General features: G+C 57.8%; 25 protein-coding genes. 13 read left to right on the forward strand and 12 right to left on the reverse strand.

From position 1 onward, the window contains the following. Window positions 1-29 precede the first annotated feature (29 nt). The 3 genes from GOW93_RS17670 (at window position 30) to GOW93_RS17680 (ending at window position 4474) form a co-directional block, all read left to right on the forward strand. Complete coding sequence (locus GOW93_RS17670; RefSeq protein ID WP_170387188.1) at window positions 30-3485, forward strand: chromosome segregation SMC family protein; 3456 nt, start codon at window positions 30-32, stop codon at window positions 3483-3485. 54 nt (window positions 3486-3539) lie between these two features. Beyond that, window positions 3540-3890, forward strand: coding sequence for a hypothetical protein (locus GOW93_RS17675; RefSeq protein WP_170387190.1), 351 nt, complete (start codon window positions 3540-3542; stop codon window positions 3888-3890). Window positions 3891-4135: 245 nt separating this feature from the next. Continuing rightward, window positions 4136-4474, forward strand: a complete 339-nt coding sequence (locus GOW93_RS17680; protein ID WP_170387280.1) for an acyl-CoA thioesterase — start codon at window positions 4136-4138, stop codon at window positions 4472-4474. Window positions 4475-4640: 166 nt separating this feature from the next. Here the strand turns inward: GOW93_RS17680 and GOW93_RS17685 are convergent, their stop codons facing one another. The 4 genes from GOW93_RS17685 to cobD form a co-directional block, all read right to left on the reverse strand. Further along, window positions 4641-6410 (reverse strand): TadE/TadG family type IV pilus assembly protein, encoded by a 1770-nt coding sequence (locus GOW93_RS17685; RefSeq protein ID WP_170387192.1) that lies wholly within the window; start codon window positions 6408-6410, stop codon window positions 4641-4643. A 272-nt stretch (window positions 6411-6682) separates the two neighbouring features. Beyond that, window positions 6683-7846, reverse strand: coding sequence for a lytic murein transglycosylase (locus GOW93_RS17690; RefSeq protein ID WP_170387194.1), 1164 nt, complete (start codon window positions 7844-7846; stop codon window positions 6683-6685). A gap of 11 nt (window positions 7847-7857) precedes the next feature. Then, the gene (gene cbiB / locus GOW93_RS17695; protein ID WP_170387196.1) at window positions 7858-8778 is read right to left on the reverse strand and encodes an adenosylcobinamide-phosphate synthase CbiB; all 921 of its coding nucleotides are present in this window, start codon (window positions 8776-8778) and stop codon (window positions 7858-7860) included. Further along, window positions 8775-9740, reverse strand: coding sequence for a threonine-phosphate decarboxylase CobD (cobD, locus tag GOW93_RS17700; protein ID WP_170387197.1), 966 nt, complete (start codon window positions 9738-9740; stop codon window positions 8775-8777). Before cobD ends, cbiB begins: the two co-directional genes overlap by 4 nt. 182 nt (window positions 9741-9922) lie before the next feature. On the opposite strand from cobD, the gene GOW93_RS17705 reads away from it, so the two are divergent. Next, entirely contained in the window at window positions 9923-10285 is a 363-nt protein-coding gene (locus GOW93_RS17705) for a response regulator transcription factor (protein ID WP_170387200.1), read from the forward strand. Here the strand turns inward: GOW93_RS17705 and GOW93_RS17710 are convergent. After that, window positions 10267-11256, reverse strand: coding sequence for a glutathione S-transferase family protein (locus GOW93_RS17710; protein ID WP_170387202.1), 990 nt, complete (start codon window positions 11254-11256; stop codon window positions 10267-10269). The genes GOW93_RS17705 and GOW93_RS17710 overlap by 19 nt on opposite strands. 211 nt (window positions 11257-11467) lie before the next feature. Here GOW93_RS17710 and GOW93_RS17715 point away from each other — a divergent pair, with 211 nt between their 5' ends. Continuing rightward, window positions 11468-11821 carry a hypothetical protein gene (locus GOW93_RS17715; RefSeq protein ID WP_170387204.1) on the forward strand — a complete coding sequence of 118 codons (354 nt, stop codon included), beginning with the start codon at window positions 11468-11470 and terminating at the stop codon, window positions 11819-11821. A gap of 100 nt (window positions 11822-11921) precedes the next feature. Here GOW93_RS17715 and GOW93_RS17720 read toward each other — a convergent pair whose 3' ends face one another. Then, window positions 11922-13094: a MalY/PatB family protein gene (locus tag GOW93_RS17720; RefSeq protein WP_170387206.1), complete on the reverse strand. Its 1173-nt coding sequence runs from the start codon at window positions 13092-13094 to the stop codon at window positions 11922-11924. A gap of 94 nt (window positions 13095-13188) precedes the next feature. Here GOW93_RS17720 and def (GOW93_RS17725) point away from each other — a divergent pair, with 94 nt between their 5' ends. From def (GOW93_RS17725) to speB, 6 genes are all read left to right on the forward strand, one after another. After that, window positions 13189-13707: a peptide deformylase gene (gene def, locus GOW93_RS17725; RefSeq protein WP_170387208.1), complete on the forward strand. Its 519-nt coding sequence runs from the start codon at window positions 13189-13191 to the stop codon at window positions 13705-13707. Beyond that, on the forward strand, window positions 13704-14198 hold the full coding sequence (def, locus tag GOW93_RS17730) for a peptide deformylase (protein ID WP_170387210.1): 495 nt from the start codon (window positions 13704-13706) through the stop codon (window positions 14196-14198). The genes def (GOW93_RS17725) and def (GOW93_RS17730) overlap by 4 nt, the downstream gene beginning before the upstream one ends. Window positions 14199-14200: 2 nt before the next feature. After that, window positions 14201-15115 carry a methionyl-tRNA formyltransferase gene (gene fmt / locus GOW93_RS17735; RefSeq protein WP_170387212.1) on the forward strand — a complete coding sequence of 305 codons (915 nt, stop codon included), beginning with the start codon at window positions 14201-14203 and terminating at the stop codon, window positions 15113-15115. Window positions 15116-15119: 4 nt separating this feature from the next. Continuing rightward, a complete protein-coding gene (locus GOW93_RS17740; protein ID WP_170387214.1) occupies window positions 15120-15356 on the forward strand; it encodes a hypothetical protein in 237 nt (78 codons plus the stop codon). Window position 15357: 1 nt separating this feature from the next. Further along, window positions 15358-15594: a GlsB/YeaQ/YmgE family stress response membrane protein gene (locus GOW93_RS17745; protein WP_170387216.1), complete on the forward strand. Its 237-nt coding sequence runs from the start codon at window positions 15358-15360 to the stop codon at window positions 15592-15594. Between the two features lie 63 nt (window positions 15595-15657). Continuing rightward, the gene (gene speB, locus GOW93_RS17750) at window positions 15658-16479 is read left to right on the forward strand and encodes an agmatinase (protein ID WP_170387218.1); all 822 of its coding nucleotides are present in this window, start codon (window positions 15658-15660) and stop codon (window positions 16477-16479) included. Here the strand turns inward: speB and GOW93_RS17755 are convergent. The 6 genes from GOW93_RS17755 to GOW93_RS17780 form a co-directional block, all read right to left on the reverse strand. Beyond that, a complete protein-coding gene (locus GOW93_RS17755; RefSeq protein WP_170387220.1) occupies window positions 16476-17099 on the reverse strand; it encodes a trimeric intracellular cation channel family protein in 624 nt (207 codons plus the stop codon). The two genes, speB and GOW93_RS17755, sit on opposite strands and share 4 nt — an antisense overlap. Beyond that, window positions 17096-17563 carry a ribonuclease HI gene (rnhA, locus tag GOW93_RS17760; protein ID WP_170387222.1) on the reverse strand — a complete coding sequence of 156 codons (468 nt, stop codon included), beginning with the start codon at window positions 17561-17563 and terminating at the stop codon, window positions 17096-17098. The genes GOW93_RS17755 and rnhA overlap by 4 nt, the downstream gene beginning before the upstream one ends. Beyond that, the gene (locus GOW93_RS17765) at window positions 17556-18140 is read right to left on the reverse strand and encodes a class I SAM-dependent DNA methyltransferase (protein ID WP_170387224.1); all 585 of its coding nucleotides are present in this window, start codon (window positions 18138-18140) and stop codon (window positions 17556-17558) included. The genes rnhA and GOW93_RS17765 overlap by 8 nt, the downstream gene beginning before the upstream one ends. Next, window positions 18137-18589, reverse strand: coding sequence for a DUF3429 domain-containing protein (locus GOW93_RS17770; RefSeq protein WP_170387226.1), 453 nt, complete (start codon window positions 18587-18589; stop codon window positions 18137-18139). Before GOW93_RS17770 ends, GOW93_RS17765 begins: the two co-directional genes overlap by 4 nt. Next, window positions 18586-19536 (reverse strand): 4-hydroxy-3-methylbut-2-enyl diphosphate reductase, encoded by a 951-nt coding sequence (gene ispH, locus GOW93_RS17775; RefSeq protein ID WP_170387228.1) that lies wholly within the window; start codon window positions 19534-19536, stop codon window positions 18586-18588. The genes GOW93_RS17770 and ispH overlap by 4 nt, the downstream gene beginning before the upstream one ends. A 189-nt stretch (window positions 19537-19725) precedes the next feature. Beyond that, window positions 19726-20298, reverse strand: a complete 573-nt coding sequence (locus GOW93_RS17780) for a LabA-like NYN domain-containing protein (protein ID WP_170387230.1) — start codon at window positions 20296-20298, stop codon at window positions 19726-19728. Window positions 20299-20437: 139 nt separating this feature from the next. Between GOW93_RS17780 and folK the strand changes: the two genes are divergently transcribed. Together folK and rpoZ are read left to right on the forward strand one after the other, a co-directional pair. Continuing rightward, entirely contained in the window at window positions 20438-21007 is a 570-nt protein-coding gene (gene folK / locus GOW93_RS17785; RefSeq protein ID WP_170387232.1) for a 2-amino-4-hydroxy-6-hydroxymethyldihydropteridine diphosphokinase, read from the forward strand. Between the two features lie 95 nt (window positions 21008-21102). Next, a complete protein-coding gene (gene rpoZ / locus GOW93_RS17790) occupies window positions 21103-21456 on the forward strand; it encodes a DNA-directed RNA polymerase subunit omega (RefSeq protein ID WP_170333724.1) in 354 nt (117 codons plus the stop codon). Window positions 21457-21464: the final 8 nt, after the last annotated feature.

Consider the following 21464-nt stretch of genomic DNA (forward strand, 5'->3'; position numbering starts at 1 on the left):
AGACGTAGGAATCATGGGACCCGCCGCCTTTGCGCTTTAGCAAACTCAAACTCACCGGCTTCAAAAGCTTTGTTGATCCGACCGATTTGATTATCGCGGATGGCTTGACTGGCGTGGTGGGGCCAAATGGTTGCGGCAAGTCCAACCTACTCGAGGCCTTGCGCTGGGTGATGGGGGAAAACCGCCCTAAATCCATGCGAGGCGGCGCGATGGAAGACGTGATCTTCGCCGGTGCGGCCACACGTCCAGCCCGCAACTTTGCCGAAGTTGTCCTGACCATGGACAATTCGGAACGGTTGGCCCCTTCGGGGTTTAATGACAATGATCAATTGGAGATCGTCCGCCGCATCACCCGCGATGTTGGCAGCGCCTATAAGACCAATGGTAAAGATGTCCGCGCGCGCGATGTGCAGATGCTATTTGCCGACGCTTCGACGGGTGCGCATTCGCCTGCGCTGGTGGGACAAAACCGGATCGCCGAGCTTATTAACGCCAAACCCCGCGCGCGCCGCCGGATCTTGGAAGAGGCTGCCGGAATCTCGGGCCTCTATCAACGTCGGCACGAGGCCGAGTTGAAACTGAAAGGCACCGAGACGAACCTGACCCGTGTCGATGACGTGTTGGAACAGTTGGGTGCGCAGTTGGCGCAACTCGCGCGTCAGGCACGTCAGGCAGCGCGCTATCGCGAGATTGGCGAACAGCTGAGGCAGGCCGAAGGGATGTTGCTATATCGTCGCTGGAAAGAGGCTGACATGGCCCGCCAGCAGGCGGAAGAGAAGCTGCGCGAACGGATCACCGAAGCCTCCCGTGCCGAGGCCGAAGCTCGCGCGGCTGCCGCAAAACGCGCCGAGATTGAAGAGACGCTGCCGCCGTTGCGCGAAGAAGAGGCTATCGCTGCCGCAGTTCTACAACGCCAGCAAGTTCAGCGCGACGCATTGGCGGATCAAGAAACACGCGCCCGTCAGACCATCGAGACCTTGACCAATCGTATTCAGCAGTTGGGCAATGACATCGAGCGCGAGGCGGGTCTGAACCGCGATGCGGGTCAGATGATCGAGCGCCTGGAATGGGAAGCACGTGAACTGGCCAAAGCGGCTGAGGGGCACGACGACAAGGTGGCTGAGGCCGCCGAAATCGCCCGCGAAGCGGCCTCGGTGCTGCAGGATCGTGAAGATCATCTTTCGCAGGAAACCGAGGATATGGCCCGTCTGGTTGCCCGTCACCAATCGGCGCAGCGACTGGTCGAGGATAGTCGCAAGACACTGGCCAGGTCAGAAGCGGAAGAGGAAAAAGCACGTGCCGCCGTGGATGATGCCAAAACCGCGCTAACCCGCGCTAGCGAGGCTTTCGAGGCTGCTCAGGAGGGGGAAGAGGAAGCTCGTGAGGCCGCCGAAGCCGCCGAAGAGGCTCTGGCCGCTGCGGATGAACTGCGCAATGATACGCAGGCACGAGAGGCCGAAGCTCGGGCGCAGCGATCCGAAGCTGAAGGTGAGCTGGGTGCAATTCGTGCTGAAACCTCTGCACTGGCCAAGTTGGTCGAACGCGATACCGCCGAGGGCGGTCAGGTGCTCGATTTGCTGCGTGTCGCGCCGGGGTATGAAAAAGCATTGGGTGCAGCACTGGCTGATGACCTTCGCGCGCCGCTGGTCGAAGGGGACGGTCCTTCGGGGTGGGTGCAGGTAACAGCCTATGAGTCGGACCAGCCTATGCCGGATGGTGTTGAGCCATTGGCGTTGCACGTATCAGGCCCGGATCGCCTGAGCCGTCGGATCGCGCAGATCGGTCTGGTCGACGCAGATCAGGGCGCGCGGTTGCAGGCGTCGCTGAAACCCGGACAACGGTTGGTGTCTCGATCTGGTGATCTGTGGCGCTGGGACGGATTCCGCGCCTGGGCCGAAGATGCGCCAAGTGCCGCGGCCCTGAGGCTGGAGCAACTCAACAAGCTTGAGGCGCTGAAACAGGAGCTTGCCCGGGCTGAGGCGCAGGCCGATGGTGCACGCGCCGCGCATGAGGCGCTGTCGCAGCAACTGGCCGATGTGACTGACGCTGATCGCCGCGCGCGTGAAGCGCGCCGCGCCGCTGACCAACGCATGGCCGAAACCGCACGGCAGCTTAGCCGGGCCGAGGCTGATCGCAATCTGGCGCAGGGCAAGCTGGAAACCCTGGCTCTTGCAGTGGACCGTCACAAAGAGGATGCCATGTCCGCCCGTGCACAACTGCGCGAGGCCGAGGGTGGGCTGGCTGGTCTGGGCGACCTCGATAATGCCCGCGCGCAGGTTGAGGACATCAAGCAGACGGTCGAGGCCGCGCGGATCACCATGCTGACGCACCGCTCGACCCATGATGAGTTGCGGCGTGAGGGCGAGGCTCGGACGCGTCGCTCGCAAGAGGTGACAAAAGACCTGAGTGGTTGGCGGCACCGTCTGGACAGCGCAGAAAAGCGGATATCTGAACTGGCTGAGCGCAAGGAAAGCTCGGAAGAAGAATTGGCCGAAGCCATGGCGGCGCCGGGTGAAATTGCCGAGGCGCGTGAAGAGCTGAATGAACTGATCGACGCCGCCGAAGCCCGCCGCGCTGAGGCGGCCGACAAGTTGGCCGAGGCGGAAACGCAGCAGCGCGAAGTGGTGATGGCCGAGCGGGACGCGGAACGCCTGGCCTCGGAAGCACGCGAAAGCCGGGCTGCGGCCGAGGCCCGCTGTGATGCGGCGAAGGAAAGCGTGACTGCAGCGTCTGAACGCATTGCCGAAGATCAGCAGCTGACCCCGAACCAATTGCTGAACCAACTGGATGTGAACCCTGATCAAATGCCGGCAGCGGATGCTTTGGAAGCCGAAGTGAACCGCCATAAGCGTCAGCGCGATGCGATGGGGGCGGTGAACCTGCGCGCCGAAGAAGATGCAAAAGAGGTTCAGGAAGAGTTCGATACACTCAACGGTGAAAAGGCAGATCTGGAGGAGGCGATCAAGGCTCTGCGCAGCGGAATAGCCAGCCTCAACCGCGAAGGGCGCGAGCGGCTGCTAACCGCTTTCGAACAGGTGAACTCGAACTTTGCCATGCTATTCAAGCATTTGTTCGGCGGCGGTGAGGCCAATCTGGTGATGGTCGAAAGCGATGATCCGTTGGATGCCGGGCTTGAGATCATGTGCCAGCCGCCGGGAAAGAAGCTCTCGACCCTCAGCCTGTTGTCGGGGGGGGAGCAGACCCTTACCGCAACTGCACTGATCTTTGGCGTCTTCCTCGCCAACCCGGCCCCGATCTGTGTTCTGGACGAAGTCGACGCGCCTTTGGACGACGCCAATGTTACTCGGTTCTGCGATCTGCTGGACGAGATGTGCCGCCAGACCGACACACGGTTCCTCATCATCACCCACCACGCGGTGACGATGGCGCGGATGGATCGTCTGTTTGGCGTAACCATGCAGGAACAGGGTGTCAGTCAGTTGGTCTCGGTCGATCTGAAGAAGGCGGAGCAGATGGTAGCCTGATCCCTCACCGCAACGTTATAAGCCATTTGCAGTGCAACCGTCTAAGGTGGCCGCATGAGCCGAATTTTAATCCTTGGGGTGTTGGCCGCAAGCCCGGTTTGGGCCGCTGAATGGCGCATGAAACCCGGCGATGTACCGCTGACACCCGCAGAATTGGACGCGTTGGCTGGTCGCACGCTGACGTTTTACGATGATGGCCAGTCCAAATATTCGGCAGGCGGCGCCTATTCTTATACCTATGCTAGCGGGGAATCTGCGTTTGGCACTTATTCGATAGCCGAGGATGGCAGCGTTTGCATCCAATATCGCAACGGTTTTAGTCGCTGCGATCTGTATGTGCATAGCGGTGAGCGGTTGATCCTGATTGATCAAAAGGGCGACCGTTATCCGGTGCGCCCCGAGTGAAAATTCAAACACCTGATCTGGTTTCGCACCGAAAGACCGTGTCTGACGCAGACCAGCTTTGTATTTCAGATAATTGTCCAAGAAACTAAGGTCGGGAAAGCCCGACACGCTATGCCAGTTATACAAGCCACCAAAGGAGCAACCAAGTGTCCGACGAAACCGAAAAATACCTGGCCCTTGGAAAGCAGCGCGGGTCACACGGACGCCAGCAAGATGAGGGCGTTCTGGTGATCCGCACTGTAGCAATGCCTGCGGACACAAACCCCTCGGGCGATATTTTCGGAGGGTGGCTAATGTCCCAGATGGACCTTGCAGCGGGGAACATGGCCGGCCGGGTCTCGCAAGGGCGCGGGGCTACGGTTTCGGTAGAAGCGATGCAGTTCCTGCGCCCGGTCAAGGTAGGGGACGAAGTGACCCTGTATGCCACCCTGCGCAAGGTGGGGCGCACGTCGATGCGCATTCACGTGGATGCCTGGGCGCGTGCCCGATTTTCCGAGAAAGGTCATAAGGTTACGGATGCGGATTTCGTGTTCGTCGCGCTGGATGACGAAGGCGCGCCTCGGCCTGTTTTTGAAGACACCTGAAAAGTTGGCTTGCATTCGCTAAGCAGTGTGGAGGCCACAGCTTTCCAAAAATGAAAATCGCCGCTGCGACTTGTTTGTGCGCAGCGGCGAAGGACTGATCAAGATTGTTGTACTTGGGGACGCTATCCAGTCAGACCGGACCGAGCAGCCACGTCACCCAGCTGGATTATTGGATCAGCCTCAGGTTCTGGATCGCACCCGCGATCGATACGAAAGTTTCGACCACTTCTTCACCGGTTGTTTCGTAATAGTGCGATTCGGACGAGGCACAGGCTCTGAGCTCTGTCGCGGCTGCACTCGAGGCTTCGAGCGAGACGGCAAAGATCGTAACACCCTTGGCCTTTGCCATGGCACATTGCTCAAGGAACAATTGAAGGTTGGTCGTGTGCGATGACGTAATTGTGGCGTCGCTGTCAGGGCGGATCACAAGCTCGGTGGTCCCGTTATCCGCGTCCATTTCATCGGTTGGACGAACCTGCGGGCTGGTCGCTCCGTCGGTCATGATGACAATGTATTTCGCGACGTCCTCTGCGTCCCAATCCAACGGACGGTCTGCAAATTCAGCCGGGATTTCCCCTGCATCGCTGAGATGCTCAAAGGCGTCTCGTGAGGATGGGTCCAGCAGGGCCAGCGCATATTTCAGGCTGTAGTTGGTGCCAGTTCCATCGAACAACCGCAGGTCGTCGATGAATGCGTGCAGAGCGGCTTCGTCGTTCTGAGCGTATTGGATGCTCATTTCATCATCGGGGCACCACCCCCAGTTCTGGGTCGTTGCATCATACTCCCAGTTCACGAAATAGGGCACTTGGTCGATCGACCCGGACGGCAGATTGGAGTTCAAGAAGTCCGCATAGGTCATTTCCAAGCACGATGAGGTGTTGTTGGGGATAGTATCTACGTAGGTCTCAAAATCGGCGTATTCGATTGTGATGTCCGTATTGTTGAACTTCGTTGATCCAACAATGTGATCCCCGGCTATGCTGAAGAACTCAGTCTGCTGTTTGCCGCCCTTGATCGAGGCCCCAACCAGCACGGCATCATCAGGTACAGCCAATGAATGATCGATGATATAGTCTCTGACATAGTGATAGTAGGTATCTACGTCGTCTTTTTCGAAAACATCAGTCGTGTTGTCCGGAAAGTTGTCGACTTTGACGGAAAAGTCGACTTCATTATCGCCATCTGTATCAAACCAGAAGACAACGTTGGAAATGTCCTGTTCCCACTTGGGGAAGTAGTTGTCGTCCGTGGTTGTACCAAAACGTACACCACCCAGATATGTAAACATCGTGGCGCCGGGATTGGTTTGGCCCGCAAACGGGATCGTGTTGATCGAGGTTTGGCACACGGTTTTTTCACCGGTGTCGGGATCAGTATTCCGCTCAAGGGTTTTCGTGACGAATGCCTTGGCTGCGCTCTGCATCAGAGCAAGGCGGTCGTTTTCCCCCATGCTCCCTGAGATATCCAAGGCCATGGAAATCTCGGTGCAAGGCGCCGCTTCGTGGGCGGCTGCAAACACACCGATTGGAATGGTGTCGATACCACTCAATCTCATGAAGTTGGTATCAAAATCCATGTCTAGGCCCGCGCTAACCGTCCGGTCCAGATAGGCGTCGTCGACTACGACATTGTCATCGTATCCAGAAAGACCTTGGGTGGCCAAATATGCGCTCACCACCTCTTTGGGTGGCAATTCTTGTTCAAGGTCGGCAGCGGCCAATACGGCGTTGTCGAGGGTCCATTGCAGCTTTGCCCGGTCGCGCTCGTAGTTCATCATGTCGACGCCAATGCCGGTCATGGCCAGAATGACCACAAAGCCAAGCAGAACAAAGATTGTAAAAGATCCGTCTTCCTCGGCCGCAAAAAGCTTGGCCTTATTCAAGCTTTTGTAATTGCGTGCAGAGTTCGAAACCTTCGGTGGCAGCAGGTTGCTCATGGTAGTCTCCGCGATATGCATAAATCGGATTAACCATGGCGTAGGATGTTGGCGTATTTAGGCCCCAAATTTGCTGTTTAAATTACTCAAAATGAATATAATGTTAACGTAATATGAACGAGAGGCTTCCCAATTTGGATGCCGTTCTGGGCTAAATGCTCTGGAAAAGTCATAAAGCATAGATGTTTCAGGTATTTATATCTTTCCTGTGCGCTGGCCAGACATCAAGGCAGCCGAGTTCTTCTGTAAATAAAATGTGGCGAAGGATGGACTCACAGCCTGTTCAGCAGCTCGGCCGTCGGCCAAGCGTCTGCAGGTAAACCAAGACGGATTTGCTCGGCTTGAACGGCGGCTCGTGTCCCCGCCCCCAAAATGCCATCAATTTTACCGACGTCGTGGCCACGTGCCTGAAGTTTGCTTTGCAGTTGTTTCATCTGCGCGCCTGGCAGCCCAGGCTCTGGTTTGCCCGCATTGTAAATCGGGGCGCCCTCCAGTCTGGTTCCGAAATAAGCAGCGGTCAGGACGTAAACAAAGCTCTGGTTCCATTCGAAATAAACATCGAAATTCGGATAGGCCAAAAAGGCCGGCCCCTTGTGCCCCTGTGGTAGGATCAGAGAAGCGGGCAGGTCTGACAAAGTACCGTTGCGCGCCTGCACGCCCATCGCTTGCCAGTCGGCCACCGAGCGTGGTTTGCCGGGGCCGGACAGTGACCAGTCCATCTGCGCGGGCACCGTTACCTCTTGCAACCAAGGCTGGCCCGGCTGCCAACCCAGATGCGACAGCATCTTTGCACCTGACATTAACGCATCAGGGGCAGAGGTTTTTAACGAAACTTGACCATCGCCATCGCCGTCGACCCCGTTTTCCAGAATGTCGCGGGGCAGCATCTGAACCATTCCGATCTCTCCGGCCCAAGCACCGGTTGTTCGGGCGGGATCGAAATTCCCTTGACTATAAAGTTCGATAGCCGCGAAAATTTGCGGTCTGAACAGCTCAGGTCGGCGGCAGTCATGGGCCAGCGTCACCAGCGCGTTGCGGGTGTTGAAGTCTCCTTGAAAGGCGCCGTAATCTGTTTCGAATGCCCAGAAAGCCAGCAGAACCCCGCGTGAAACGCCGTATTCTGCCTCGGCCCGATCAAACACGGCGTCGTATTTGCGCGACATCGCCTGACCACGCTCGATCCGGTTCTGTGAGATCAGATGTCGGGAAAAGTCGATGAAGGGTTTCTGGAACACGCCTTGCGCGCGGTCGGCCCTGAGCACTGCACCATCTTTTTGCACGCCTTTGAAGAAAGCGTTGACAGGGTCCTTGTCGAACCCTTGTTGCACAGCCTCTGTTTTCAATCCTTTGACAAAGGAATTGAACCCACCGCCACATTGGGCCAGAGCGGGTGAGGCGAACAGGGTGGCGGCGACTAGGCCAAAAAGAAAGCGCATGAGACGGTCCGTCAGAGAATAAAGCTGACCCCAACCCACACTGACAGAAGGCCAAGCGCAAGCCCCCAAACGGCCCACAGCATGCGGCATGCGCGGAAAACTTCCGGCGCACCGATTTCGCGGGGAGCATCCCCATTTACCCAGGCCAGATCACGGACCTGCCCGTCATAGCTGCGCGGTCCGGCCAGCGCCACGTTCAGGGCCTGGGCCATGGCGGCCTCGGGCCAGCCAGCATTGGGTGAAATATGGCGCCTCGTATCTGTTACCATTTCGGGCCAGCGCGCCCATTGGCCGGATAGCAACACGATCATGGCGCAGGTCAGGCGCGCAGGGATCAGGTTCAGAACATCGTCCAGACGTGCAGCAGCCCAGCCGAACTCGCGGTATTTTTCTGTGCGGTAGCCGATCATACTGTCGGCTGTATTGATGGCCTTATAGACGAGCAACCCCGGCAGCCCGGCGACCAGAAACCAAAATGCTGGTGCGATGATCCCATCGCTGAGATTTTCAGCCGCGCTTTCGATTGCGGAGCGGGCGACCTGTGCCTCGGTCATGTCGCGCGTGTCGCGAGAAACAATCATCGCTACCTTGGCACGCCCCTCAGCCAACGAAATTCGCAACCCATTGCCCACGTCGCGCACATGTGTCACCAGCGATTTCTGTGCCAACAGAATGGCGCAGATAATGATCTCGGTCACCGGGCCTAGTAGCGACAGCACACGCCCGATGACCAATGAACCGACCACTAACAACAGCACTACGACAACACCTTTTAAGCGTCGTTGAGCACTGCGGTTAAGGCGTTTGTCCAGCCAGCCAATTAGGTTGCCTATCATCACGGCCGGGTGGCGGACCCGAGACCACAGCCATTCAGGTTCTCCCAATACCGCGTCCAGACACATGGCGCAGATCAACAGGAAAGCGGTGTTCACAGAGCGGCCTCTAACCTGTTCCACACATTCGAGGGCGGCAGACCCAGTCGCAGAAAGGTTTGTGAGTAAGGAAAGACACGGCTCCAAATATGGGCGCGGGCCAGACGGTCTTGCCACGTGGCAGCATCATCAACCTCATACAGCCGGAACAGGGTGGTTCCGCCCACAAGGCGCGCACCTTTGGTGATTAGCATATTGTCTAACCGGTCGGCTTCTATGCTTAAGCGTTGTCGTGTGGCGTTCGCCCAACCTGTGTCTCGTAGGGCTTTTTCCCCAACCCGCAGTGCAGGGCCGGATACAGCCCATGGCCCCGTAAGATCGTTGAGCCGTGCAATCAGGTCGGGATGACCAATAGCAAAACCCAATCTCAGGCCAGCGAGCCCCCAGAATTTTCCAAAGCTTTTCAGAACGACCACGCCGGGATGTTCGGCTAAGTGGATCAGCGATGCCTCAGGGGTAACATCGCAAAAGCTTTCGTCGATTACGGTCAGGGGGGTATTCACGTCTGCCTCGGTCCAGACCCGCCCGTCGGGGTTGTTCGGGTGGACAATGACGCGGGCGTCGGCCGGGCCGTCGGGCTGAACACTCCAACCCTGTGCGGTGAAGGCGGCGGCGTGTTCGTTATACGTCGGCGCCGTGATTTGAACTCGGCCCGGTGCGGCAAGCGCAGGAATGCGGGCGATTACTGCCGAGGCGCCCGGAGCAGGTAGAATGGCGGCGCGGTCGGGAACAGACCAGAATTGGCGGGCGGCATCTGCAAGGCGCTCGAACGCACCATGATCGGGCAATTCGGTCCAGTCCGAAGGGGACAGATCCGAAATCCCATACGGATGTGGGTTGATACCGGTGGACAGATCAATCCAGCCCGCGCGCGCTCCGCCATAGGTGGACACGGCCCCGTCCAACCCGCCGCCATGATCGCGCTGGGCGCGTGGGTTCAAGTTTTCGTTAGGGCTCGTCATGGGAATCTCGTCGGAATTGCCTATTTCGGCCCGTTTCAAGCGGATTTTTGCCGTCTACACAAGCAAATCCGCATGAGGCGTGGCCGTGAAAGATCGTATTAACACTTTGTTAAGGAAATGGCGGGATCACAACTTACGGGGATCGGCATCACTAACGCTTCTTAGTGCCGAGGTTGTTGCAAATGAATGTCTTGATTGTTGAGAGTAACCCCGATCTTGGTCGGGTCTGGAAAAGGCATCTGGAACGGCACGGCGCCGAAGTGACGCTGGTTGCCGGGCAAGAGGCCGCGATTTTGGCGCTGTATGGTCAGGATTTCGAGATTATCGTGTTGGACCTTGTGCTGGAGACTGGCAGCGCGTTGGCCGTGGCGGACTTTGCCAGCTACCGCCGCCCTGAGGCGCGGGTGATCTTTGTCACCAACACTACCTTTTTCTCGGATGGCTCGATCTTTGCCCACAGCCCTAACGCATGTGCCTATGTTCAAAGTGAAACGCCGCCAGAGGATCTGGCGGCGATGGTCGAACATTACGCGGCGGGCCGTTGATTGCGTCTGTGCGGTTCCAGGTAGTCTAGCACTGGGTTCACCGGAACAATCCGGTTCGGGTTAATTGTGTCATGACTGTAGTGATAATGGCGAACGATGTGGTTCATGTTCACTGTCTGCGCAACGCCCGGCCACTGATATAATTCGCGGGTGTAAGCCCAGAGATTGGGGTAATCGACCAGCCGTCGTTTGTTGCACTTGAAATGTAGGTGATAGACCGGGTCGAAACGGATCAGTGTCGTGAACAAGCGCCAGTCTGCCTCGGTCACACGATCGCCCATCAGATAACGGTTGCTGCTCAAGCGGTCTTCTAGCCAGTCCAGTGTTTCGAAAAGGGGGTGAACGGCGGCGTCATAGGCCTCTTGAGTGGTGGCAAAACCGCATTTGTAGACGCCGTTATTGACGTTGGAATAGACGCGTGCGTTGACCTCTTCGATCTCTCCCCGCATGGCCTCGGGCCAGTAATCGTCAGTATTGCCGGTGATCCCGTCAAAGGCCGAATTGAACATTCGGATGATTTCCGAGCTTTCGTTGGAGACAATGGTCTCTTTTTGCTTGTCCCAAAGGATCGGAACGGTGACGCGCCCGGAATACTGGGGGTCAGCCTTGGTATAGATTTGATGGGCGTAGCTCAGGCCATACAATTCGTCGCCGGTTGCGCCGTGGTCATCAGTTTCAAAGGTCCATCCCTTGTCCAGCATATCGGGATGCACCACCGAGACTGAGATCAAGTCGCTCAGCCCCTTAAGTTCGCGGAAGATCAGCGTGCGATGGGCCCAGGGGCATGCATTACTGACATAAAGGTGATAGCGTCCGGGTTCGGCTTTGAACCCGGCCTTTCCAGATGGGCCAGCGTTGCCATCGGCGGTTAACCAATTGCGAAACTGCGCGGCACTGCGTTTGAAAGCGCCACCGGTAGATTTGGTGTCATACCAGGTGTCTTGCCATTTGCCTTCGACCAACAGGCCCATTGGAAATCCTCCGCATTGCGTTTCAGCAAAGATAGGTTGGAGGTTGGGCCGTTCCTATGCCAAGGCGCGCGCAACGAGCCTGCATCTGCGCACAGCTTTTGGAGGGATTTCCGCGCAACAAGCTGAATTCGAACGGTTCTGTGTGTGCACCTTCACTGGATTTTTACGAATTGGCCTTCACAATAGTAGATATCGCGCGGGGAGTATTGATATGAGTACCTATGTTTCAAAGGAAATAAGCGCCGAATTGGATGCGGCGCGAATCGCCGGGTTAAAGAAAACCAGCCGCCTTCGTGTCGAATTTGGAGGCAATACCTTCAAAATCCTCAGATTGTGGAAAGATGGCTTTACGGTTGAAGCTGCTACGACGCCCCAATTGCGTGGTCTTGTCGATATCTACGACGGCGCGCGTCATCTGTATCAGTGCCTGATAATTGCCGATGACGAACAAGCGGGTGAAATGCGCTATGAATTCAAGCGCAGCACAGCCGCAGCCGACAAGGCCCCGCTGGATTTCTACCGCGCGCCCGACGCGCCGATCGCCCTGTTGGGGCATGATGACTAGGGGCAGAAAAATGGAAGGATGGGCCCTCTGTATAGAGAGCCGTTTGAGTTCTTCATAATCACCGAAACAGGGTATGCCCCACCGGTTTGGGTTACTCTGATTACTGCAAATCCGAGAATGCGCGTTTCAGCCGTGCACAGGCCTCTTCGACCCGCGCGCGTTGAGTGGCCAGGTTAAACCGCTCGAAAGTTTCTCCGCCAGTTCCAAATCCGGGGCCTGATGAAGTGGCAATCCTAGCGTCTTCCCGCAAGCGCCGAACGAACTCATCGTGATCCATCCCCGCGCCCGAGAAGTCGACCCAGGCAAGGTAGGTGGCTTGCAGGGGCATTGACCACAGACCAGGTATTTCGGCGATGGTTGCGTCGAATAGCTTGCGATTGCCATCTAGATGAGCGACCTGCGCGTCCACCCATGCCGCGCCTTCAGATGAATATGCGGCTGTGATCATCTCAACGCTCAATGCGCTGGGCGCATAATCCAACGTTTTCAGCCGATGCCGCATTTCGCCCCGCAGCTTGGCATCGGGAACAATCATGTTGCCGGTCCGCTGCCCCGCGATATTGAAGGTTTTGGAGGCTGCGGTCAGGGTCACCGTCCAGGGGCGCGCCTCGGGTGCGGCCTTGTCCATCGGTACGAAGGTATGACCGGGATAAACCAGATCCTGATGAACTTCGTCCGAGACAAGGATCAGTCCGTTACGCTCGGCAAAAGCGGCTACAGCTCGCAGTTCTTCGGGCGCCCAGACACGGCCCGACGGGTTTTGTGGCGAACACCACATCAACAGCTTTTCTGATCCGTCCAGCCGCGACTGTGCGTCCTCAAGATCGATGCCATAGCTGTCGCCCTCCCGCACCAGCGGGCATTCGACCACACGCCGTCCGGCGGTGTTAATCTTATACGCGAACTCGTGATAAACCGGGGTAAAGATGACAACGCCATCCCCCGGTTCAGTCCAAACATCCAGACAAAGGGCGATCGCGTTGCCCAAACCCTGTGAGGTCAGAACCCAATCGGTTTCGATTGCCCAATCGTGTCGGTTCTGCATCCACCATTGAACCGCAGACAGGTACTGAGGATGCTCCCAGGAATACCCGAACGCACCGTGATCAGCAGCGTCCCGTACCGCTTCGATCACACACGGCGCGGTCGCATAGTCGGAATCGGCCGTCCACATGGCCAGCCCGTCCTGTGGAGAAACGCCGTACAGTTTCTCCATCTTGTCCCATTTTGAACTGTTGGTTCCCCGGCGGTCGATCAGGTCGTTGAAAGTCATGTCTGCTCCATCTGTCCGGACGAAAGCTAGCCACAATTGCAGCAGGTGCAAGGGGGGCGTTGCGGCGGGGGGCGGGATGCCCTAAATCAAGCCCATGAAACGCAAGATCCTGATCCATCCCGACCCTCGTCTGAAAAAGGTCTGCGCCCCGGTGGCCGACCTGTCGGACGAGCTGCGCAAATTGGCCGACGACATGCTTGAGACGATGTATGACGCCCCCGGTATCGGGCTGGCCGCGCCGCAGATCGGTGTGCTGGAACGGCTGATCGTGATGGACTGTATCAAGGAAGAAGGCGAGGCGCCTCGCCCGCTGGTCATGTTCAACCCCGAGGTCATTGCATCCTCGGACGAAACCAACGTCTACGAAGAAGGCTGCCTGTCGATCCCCGAACAATTCGCCGAGGTGACGCGCCCCAAAGTGGTCGACGTCACATGGATGGATCGCGACGGCAACCTGCAGCAAGAAACATTCGATGGGCTCTGGGCAACCTGCGTGCAGCACGAGATCGACCACCTGAATGGCAAGCTGTTCATCGACTATCTCAAGCCATTGAAACGCCAAATGATCACCCGCAAGATGCAGAAGCTGAAGCGCGAGCAGGCCCGCGCATGACCGTTCGCACCTGCCTGCCTTGGCCCGATAAACGCCTGCGGACTAAGGCCGAAGAGGTGCCCGAGGTCACTGATGAGATCCGGGCCATCTGGGACGACATGATCGACACGATGGAGGCAATGCCTGGCGTTGGTCTCGCAGGCCCGCAGATAGGTGTGATGCTGCGCTTGGCAGTTGTTGATGGGTCGACCGAGCGGGGCCGTGCAGTCCGTCTGGCGAACCCTGAAATCCTTCACAGCTCGATTGAACTGCGTGAACATGAAGAGGCCAGCCCAAACCTGCCCGGTGTGTCGGCCAAGGTGAAACGCCCGCGCGCGGTGACGGTAAAGTTTCTGAACGAACAGGGCATGATCGACCGCCGCGACTTTGTCGGGATCGAGGCCACCAGTGTGCAGCATCAGATCGATCATCTGAACGGCAAGTTGTATTTTGATCGGCTCAGCAAGGTGAAACGCGATATGTTACTGCGCAAAGCCAAGAAACAGGGGTAAAGATGCGCGTTGTCTTCATGGGGACGCCCGATTTTTCGGTGCCGGTGCTGGACGCGCTGGTCGAAGCCGGGCACGAGATTGCCGCTGTCTATTGTCGGCCACCGCGCCCTGCGGGTCGAGGCAAGAAAGACCGCCCGACTCCGGTTCATGCGCGGTCTGAGGCGCTGGGCCTGGAAGTCCGTCACCCGGTTTCGTTGAAATCACCTGAGGAGCAGACCGCGTTTGCCGATCTGAATGCTGATGTGGCTGTGGTTGTGGCCTATGGTCTGCTGTTGCCCCAACCCATACTGGATGCGCCCACGCATGGCTGCCTGAACATCCACGCCAGCCTGCTGCCGCGCTGGCGCGGGGCCGCGCCGATCCATCGCGCGATCATGGCGGGGGATGCGCAGACCGGTATCTGCATCATGCAGATGGAGGCCGGGTTGGACACCGGCCCCGTTCTGTTGCGTCAGGCGACCGATATCGAACCGCAGGAAACCACAGCGCAACTGCATGATCGCCTCGCCCCCATGGGCGCGAGACTGATCGTCGAGGCCTTGAACCGCCTGCCGGATCTGACGCCCGAACCGCAACCCGAAGACGGCGTGACCTATGCCTCAAAAATAGACAAGGCCGAGGCGCGGGTGGACTGGACCCGCCCAGCAATCGAGGTTGATCGCTTGATCCGCGGTTTGTCGCCCTTTCCGGGTGCGTGGACCGAAATTGGGGATAGCCGAGTCAAGCTGTTGGCCTCGAAGCTGGCCGAGGGGCAGGGCGCGCCAGGAGAGGTATTGAATGACACGCTCCGCGTGGCCTGTGGTGAAGGTGCGATTGACCTACTGCGCCTGCAACGGGCAGGCAAAGGTGCACAGGATATGGAAACCTTTCTGCGGGGCTGGCCAGTTGCGGCTGGAACCCGCCTGAGTTCGGAGTAAGCCGATGTTCATGGTCTTGATGGGCACCGTCGTGATAGCCGGGATCGTCGGGTACCTGTCCGAGAAAACTGGGTTTACTCACAATGGATACCTGCCCTCGATCATCATTTGCGTGGGCGGTGCCTTCCTGTTCTACTTTGTCCGCATCATGTTTGGGATCAGCTTTGGCCCGCCCGGTCTGAATGCGGTTCTGTCGTCTATCGGCGCTTTGATCATCGTGCCGACACATTGGAGGAAATAACGTGCCTGTCATTGCCTTGATCGTCATCGGAGCCGCCGCCGGATTTCTGGCCACTCGGCTTATGCGGATCGAGGCGGATATCCCCACGACCATGCTGATCGGTATCGTGGGTGCGTTGGTGGGTGGGTTTCTGTTGCGGGCCTTGATTGCCGTGGCAGGCTGGCTATCGGGTTTTGTCGGCGCGGTGCTTGGGGCCTTGCTTGTGATCTGGATTTGGCAGACCTACCTGCGTCGCTAACCTCTTGACCTTTTCGCGAGTTACCGGCCAGATCGCCGGAATATCCAGCGCAAAAGGTGCCCCATGTCCCACAATCTGAACCCCGGTGATGTTGCCCTGATGGGGGTGCCGTTGGATTTGCATTCGTCCTTTTTACAAGGCCCAGCTTTCGCGCCGGGCCGCATCCGTGAGGCGTTGCATTCAGGTGCGGCCAACCTGACTGCTGAGGATGGCACCGACCTTGGCGCGACCGACCGGTTCAAGGACACAGGTGATCTAGACGTATTCGAGATGATGGGGCAGGAGCCCCTCGACCGGATCGCAGCCGGAGCCATCGATCGTATTGCAAGTGGTGCGCGGTTGTTGTCTTTGGGGGGTGATCACTCGGTGGCCTATCCGCTGATCAAGGCACATGCGGATCGGTATGAGGGGTTGAATATCCTGCATATCGACTCGCACCCGGATCTTTATGACAGTCAGCAGATCGGTCCGCTGGGCCATGGTTGCCCGTTTGCCCGAGTGATGGAAACCTGCAAGATCAACCGTTTGGTGCAGGTGGGCATCCGCACCATGAACAAGCACCAGCAGGAGCAGGCAAACAAGTTTGGGGTCGAGGTGATCGACATGCGCAACTGGCGCCCTGATCTTGAGATCAGCTTTGACGGCCCGGTCTATCTGTCGCTGGATCTGGACGCGCTGGACCCGGCATTTGCCCCTGGTGTTTCGCACCACGAACCCGGTGGGCTCAGTACGCGCGAGGTGATTAACCTGATCCATCGGTTCGAAGGTCAGCTGGTTGGTGCAGATATTGTCGAACTGAACCCCCATCGTGATCCTTACGGCATGACCGCGATGGTTGCAGCGAAATTCGTCAAGGAAATCGGCGCGCGGTTACTGACACGTTAATGGCGCGGTGGGCGGCTTTTGTAGACGGGCAGTTGCCAGCCAAAGAACAGCGATCCTGCGCGCAAGGCCCAGCACGTCAACGCGCAGCCCCCCAGCGTGACAAGTTCGTCGAACCCAATCCGGTGCGCGATTACGGCGGTCACGGCGCCCGCAAAGGCGCAGGAAACGTAGAGTTCCCCTTGTTTCAGAACCAGCGGCACCTCGTTGCAGACAACATCGCGCATCAACCCGCCCAGGCAGCCGGTGCAGATACCCATCAGCACGACGATTGTGCCGGAATGTCCAAGCGACATTGCCGCGCCCGTCCCGGCGGCGACGGATATGGACAACGCAAAACTGTCCAGCCAGACAAGCCAATTGTACCGGCTTTCGACCCGATGTGCGGTGAAGAAGACAAACACGGCCGCTGCGGTGCCAATCAGGATGTAGGTGGGTTCGCCAACCCAGAATATCGGATGCCGGTCCAGCAAAAGATCGCGCACAGTACCTCCGCCGACCGCCGTCAGACAGGCGATGAAGGCAAACCCGACCAAATCAAGCTGCGCCCGGCTGGCCACCAGCGCTCCTGTCAGAGCAAAGACCAGAACCGAGGCGTAGTCTAGCAGGGCCAGTCCGTTCATGCCTGCGTCTTCTTAGGCTTATAGGGGGCCATCCCGGCGCGGGCCAGTTCGTCAGCCTTTTCGTTTTCTGGATGACCAGCGTGGCCCTTGACCCACTCCCAGGTCACATCGTGCCGGGTTTGCGCCTCATCCAAACGTTGCCACAGATCGACATTCTTGACCGGCTTCTTGTTCGAGGTCTTCCAGCCGTTCCGCTTCCACCCGAATATCCATCCCGTCACACCGTTTTTGACATAGGCGCTGTCGGTGACGACAGTGATCTTCGAGGCCCGCTCTAGCGTCTCCAACGCGCTAATCGCCGCCAACAGTTCCATGCGATTGTTGGTGGTTTCGGCTTCTCCGCCTTTCAGTTCACGCTCTTTCAGGACGGTCTCGCCATCCATCGCGCGCAGCAGTACGCCCCAGCCGCCGGGGCCGGGATTGCCAGAACAGGCACCATCGGTATAGGCAAACAGTTCAGGCATGAGCCAGCACCAGAATGAACCCGTCATACGACCCGGCCAGACCCGTTCCCATGCCGGTGGTGATGCGGTCGATGGTGAACCCGGCCTGGGTCAGAGCTTCTTCGATCTCGGTCTGCGAGAAATAGGTGTAGTACCGATCCAGATCATCGCGATGGTCACCAGTGCCCAGTTTCAGTCCGAGGAAAAAGACGCCCTCGGGTTTCAGAGCGCGGTGAATGGCGGCCAGATGGCGTGGGAACTCTGCGCGCGGGGCGTGCAGCAGGGAAAAGCTGGCGTAGATGCCATCATATTCCGCCTCTTCGGTCACGTCATCAAACGTACCCAGATGGGCATCGACGCCGTTTTCTCGTGCATATTCCACAAAGGCCGGGGTGGCATCCAGCGCCCGAACTGTCAGGCCCTCGCGCATGAAAAAGGCGCTGTCCGCTCCGGGGCCAGAGCCGAGATCCAGAACGTGACCCGTGCCGACGGCCTCGGTAAAGGCCATGCGGGCTTCAATCTGCTCTGGCGGCAACGGAATTTGCAGATAGTCCGCCACGCGGGTCGCGTAAGCGTTGATCGTTCTTTCGTCGGTCATAGGTACACTCCCACTGCCAGACAGGCGATCACGATGGCCGTTAGCGTCACACGTAATCGCAGCCACCAGATCGGGGTCAGTCGCCAATAGGCAAAGATTGCATCCAGCACCAGCAGTCCGGCAAAACCATACATCAGGTTTATACCAGCGCTAATTGGCCCTCCGCCGGTTTTGAAAAATGCCCAGAGCGCAGGCAGAACGGACAGCGTATAGAAGGTCGCTGCCTTGCTGCCCGAGGTCTTGGTGGCGAAGCCCCATAGGACGCCGGACATAAAGCTGAGGATCACCGAACCGTAAAACAGTTGGACATAAGGTCCGACAAAGCGCGAACCAAATGTTTGTGTGCCCCATGCGTGCAGATCATCGCTCAGATAAGTCAACGCGCCCCAGATGAACGGGATCAGCCCTGCCAAACCTAGGATCAGCGGAGCCCTTGGAACGCCGTTCATGCGGGTTCTCTCAGGACGCGCGGGACTTTGAACTCGACGTTTTCGACAGCGGTTTCCACCAGCTCGACGGTGACGTCGAAATGGTCACGGAACGCGTCGATTACTTCGTTGACCAGAACCTCGGGGGCCGATGCTCCGGCTGTGATGGCAACAGACGAGATACCTTTCAGCGCCCGCCAGTCAATCTCGGTCGCGCGTTGCACCAGTTGCGCATAGTCACACCCGGCGCGCGAGGCGACTTCGACCAAGCGGCGCGAGTTCGAAGAATTTGGCGCACCGACGACCAGCAAAGCATCTGACTTCGGTGCTACGGCCTTGACCGCCTCTTGTCTGTTGGTAGTGGCGTAGCAGATGTCTTCCTTGTGCGGACCGACGATGGCAGGAAAACGTGTCTCAAGCGCCGCGATAATGTCCTTGGTGTCATCCACCGACAGTGTGGTCTGGGTGACAAAGGCCAGCTTGTCCGGATCGCGCACCTGCACAGCGGCAACATCCTCGACGGTTTCGACCAACAAAACTTCGCCATCGGGCAGTTGACCCATTGTGCCGACGGTTTCGGGGTGGCCCTTGTGACCAATCATGATCATCTGCAGACCGGCATCGGCGTGACGTTGCGCCTCGACATGCACCTTAGAGACAAGTGGGCAGGTGGCGTCGACATAGATCATCTCGCGCTGGGCGGCCGTGGCGGGCACGGATTTCGGCACACCGTGGGCCGAGAAAATCACTGGCCGGTCATCGGGGCATTCGTCCAGCTCTTCGACAAAGACTGCACCTTTTGCGCGCAGGCCGTCGACTACGAATTTATTGTGCACGATCTCATGGCGTACATAGACAGGGGCGCCCCATTTCTGCAGCGCCATTTCGACGATCTTGATGGCGCGGTCGACACCGGCGCAAAAGCCACGTGGGGCAGCAAGGTAAAGAGTCAGGGGCGGCTTGGTCATGTCTCGGTCTCCATAGGCCACAGGTAAGTCTTTTCCCGGCCATGGTCCAGACGCGACCTTGTCATTTAGCTGACATGAATCGGTGCTATTCGAAGGGTGTTTAAGTATCAGTTCATAGTTAAAAAGGCGCGGTCCGGACTTCGGTTCGAACCGCGCCAATTATTCCCCGGTTTGGTGAGAGGCCGGGTCTTATTCGCCAGCAGTCGCGACGCTGCGCGGCTCCATTGGCATTTCACGCGGGGGGCGTCCGATGACGTCACGCAGATCTTCAAGCTCGATAAAGTTGTCGGCTTGACGACGCAGTTCGTCCGAAATCATCGGTGGCTGGCTGCGAATGGTCGAAACCACCGAGACTCGCACGCCTTGACGTTGCAGGCTGGCAATCAGTGGGCGGAAATCCCCATCGCCCGAGAACAGCACGATATGATCGACCCGCGGCGCCAGTTCCATGGCATCTACGGTCAACTCAATATCCATGTTTCCTTTGACTTTCCGACGCCCCATACTGTCGGTGTATTCTTTTGCCGGTTTGGTCACCATGGTGAAGCCGTTGTAGTGCAGCCAGTCGACCAAGGGACGGATCGGCGAATACTCGTCGTTTTCAAGTAGCGCTGTGTAGTAGAAAGCTCGTAGCATTTTGCCGCGGCGCATGAACTCCTGGCGCAGCAATTTGTAGTCGATATCAAACCCCAGTGCTTTTGCGGCTGCATAAAGATTCGAGCCATCGATGAACAGCGCTAGCCGTTCGTCTTTATAAAACATAAATAGTTCCTTCCGGTACAATCCAGCAACGCCGAGTGTTAGGTGAGTGAGCTAGAAATAAGCAGCGCGCTGATAGCACTATAATTAGGGGTTTTAATGTGTATCGCAAGCATGCAATTCGCCGAATATAGGGAGTAAGATGAGCAATTCTTCGTTAAAAGCGGTGATTGCACTGGGTGCAAATCTCAGTATGAGAGAGTCGGGACCCAAGGTGACACTTCAAAAGGGTATTGACGCGATTTCGCGTCATGGGGTGGTGATTCGCGCTGTCAGTCGCTTTTTTGAGACTCCATGCTTCCCTCCTGGTGCTGGGCCGGATTACGTGAATGCGGCTGCTCTGATAGAAACTGACAAAAACCCGCTCGAAGTTTTGCAACTGCTCCACGAGGTCGAGCATGAATACGGCCGCGAACGGATACAGAGGTGGGGGATGCGCACGCTTGATCTGGATATGATCTGTTATGGCGATCTTGTTTTGCCAGATCGTGCGGAATTTGCTCGCTGGCTAAACCTGCCATCCGAGGTACAGAAACAGCAAGCGCCCGAGGAGTTGATCCTGCCGCATCCACGCTTGCAGGATCGAGCTTTTGTGCTGGTGCCGATGGCGGATGTGGCCCCGGATTGGCGCCATCCGGTGCTGGGGCGGACGGTCATCGAAATGCTTGCAGACCTGCCTGCCGAAGACATTGAAGCCGTTACCCCTCTGTGATTGGTGCGATTGGCGCTATTTCTTGCTTGTCAAGGCAGGGAATCGCGCTTAGATAAACGGCTTCCTGATATAGATTCAGTAACGGAGAGCGCCCCATGGCCCGCGTGACGGTTGAAGATTGCGTAGACAAGGTTCCGAACCGGTTTGAACTGGTGATGCTTGCCGCCCATCGTGCGCGCGAGATTTCCGCCGGTGCGTCGATCACCGTCGACCGTGACAACGACAAGAACCCAGTCGTTTCTCTGCGCGAAATCGCCGACGAAACCCAGAGCGCCGATGAGCTGCGCGAGCGTCTGATCGAAGCCAACCAGACCCAGATTGAGGTCGACGAGCCGGAAGAAGATCAGATGGCTCTGCTGATGGGCGCGGAGTCCGATAAGCCTGCGGACGACGATATGTCGGAAGAGAAGCTGCTGCGCGCTCTGATGGAGGCTCAAGGCCAGGGGTAATCCCCAAA

Origin of the sequence: Ruegeria atlantica (genome assembly GCF_013032455.1) — a bacterium.
Classification (GTDB): Bacteria; Pseudomonadota; Alphaproteobacteria; order Rhodobacterales; family Rhodobacteraceae; genus Ruegeria; species Ruegeria atlantica_B.